The sequence below is a fragment of the Catenibacterium sp. co_0103 genome, assembly GCF_004168205.1.
GTDB lineage: Bacteria > Bacillota_I > Bacilli_A > Erysipelotrichales > Coprobacillaceae > Catenibacterium > Catenibacterium mitsuoka_A.
In genome coordinates, this window is the sequence record NZ_RCYB01000193.1 from 1 (window position 1) to 1,511 (window position 1,511).

Annotated in this window: 1 protein-coding gene; it reads left to right on the plus strand. The window is 38.8% G+C overall.

What is annotated here, in order from left to right; genetic code table 11:
• Positions 1 to 539 precede the first annotated feature (539 nt).
• Positions 540 to 1,511 (plus strand): group II intron reverse transcriptase/maturase (gene ltrA, locus EAI80_RS13075; RefSeq protein ID WP_129982380.1); only part of this gene is annotated, 972 nt, incomplete at its 3' end.

Consider the following 1,511-nt stretch of genomic DNA (forward strand, 5'->3'; position numbering starts at 1 on the left):
CGTGTGCCGGGCATGGCACTAATTCAGTCGGAGATAGTCTGACCACAGGTATTTACCGCCAAGTGTAGTGAACCACAAGCCGATACCATAAAGGTAGGAGTGAAGGAAGTGGTGTAGCGATTCCTTCGAACGTACGAACAGAAACTTGATATAAGGCTAAATGGTGGATAAGGTTGCGCGACAAACCGAAGTCCAAAAGGTAAACGTAAAACCAAGAGAGTAAATCAAGGCGTTGTGAAAGAAGCAGGATTAGTGAATTACCCCGGGAGGCCTCACAGGCAACGAAGTCCAATATCTTTAAAATCAGTGATGGTAAGTTGTGCGATAAAAAGCTTACTGTGAGGAGTCAGCTGAGGTCATAGTAGGTGTCTCACCAGCACTAAAGGACCTAATGTTTATATGATGTCACTCATCATAAAGCAATATCTAGATAGTTCGAAATTGGAATCATCTCATAAATGGAAAACGTAATTCTATGGAGATGAAGGAAAAGGGAACGGTTCTAGATAAATCTACGATATGAAAAGGAGAACACAGACATGAGATTAATTGATGAAATACTAAGTGATTCAAATATTGATAGGGCTATTCTACAGGTCAAGAGAAACAAGGGTGTATCTGGAGTCGATAAGATGACAGTAGATGAACTTGATGAATATTTCTATAAGCATAGAAGAGAGATTAGATATTCCATACTTAATAAGAAATATAAGCCCCAATCAGTTAAGAGAGTCTATATCCCAAAGCCTAACGGCAAGAAAAGACCATTAGGTATACCTACAGTTGTAGATAGAGTTATTCAACAGGCTGTTGCACAAGTGTTAATGAAGAAACTAGATTCTTCATTCAGTGAATTCAGTTATGGATTCAGACCAAGAAGAAGTGCACAGATGGCTGTACTGAAGACCCTAGAATACATCAATGAAGGCTATGACTGGGTTATAGACTTAGATATTGAAGCATATTTTGACACTGTAAATCATGACAAGTTAATCTCAATACTTAGAGAAAAGAATATGAATGACTCAACAACATTACATCTTATTCGCAAGTTCATGCAGGCAGGGATTATGGAAGATGGTTTAGTAAAACCTTCTAGAATCGGTGTACCGCAGGGCGGCCCTCTTTCTCCAATTATTTCTAACGTTTATTTAGATAAGTTTGACAAGGAATTGGAAAATAGAGGACTACGCTTTGTAAGATATGCAGATGACTGCAATATCTTTGTCAAGAGCGAAATGAGTGCGAATAGAGTAATGAAGTCAGTCACTTCATGGCTTGAAAGAAAACTATTTCTTAAAGTCAGCGCTACTAAGACCAAAGTGGTCAGACCACCCGAAAGCAAGTTTCTAGGATTCACCTACCTCCAAAGGAATGGTGTATGGAAATGCAAGCCCTCCAATCAGAGCAAGATGAAACTCTACGATAAATGTAGAAAGGAACTTGTAAGAAGGATAGGAATTGCACGTCCTATTGCAGTTACATTTAAAAGAATCAACCAGATTGTAGTG